The sequence below is a fragment of the Mesorhizobium sp. M8A.F.Ca.ET.161.01.1.1 genome (assembly GCF_004792105.1).
GTDB lineage: Bacteria > Pseudomonadota > Alphaproteobacteria > Rhizobiales > Rhizobiaceae > Mesorhizobium.
Map to the genome: position 1 here is coordinate 1 of NZ_SRTD01000417.1, position 295 is coordinate 295.

A 295-nucleotide genomic window follows, 5' to 3' on the forward strand; every position below is an offset into this window, starting at 1 on the left:
ATCAGAATAAAGCTGTTGAGCTGATGCGCAATCGCGTTGGAGAAAACAGGCTCAACAACCGGATCGAGCGTCGTGAAGCATTTCTGCGCAAGGCGCTGACGCTTTATCATGCCATGGGTGGTGCGATGGAGGATGTGGAAGCGGCCGTCAAGGACGCCGTGTCATCACCTGCACCGACCATCGACGTGGCCGTTGGCGACGTGATGTACAAGCTGGCCGCCATCGGCCATGTGGCCGATCTCGATATTATCCAGGCGGGATATAACAAGCTTGATGCCGCCAACCTGCATATTCT

General features: G+C 55.6%; 1 protein-coding gene. It reads left to right on the plus strand.

Annotated features, from left to right (window positions below; genetic code table 11):
* A partial coding sequence (locus EN804_RS36340; RefSeq protein WP_246693557.1) for a hypothetical protein occupies positions 1 to 295 on the plus strand: 295 nt, incomplete at both ends.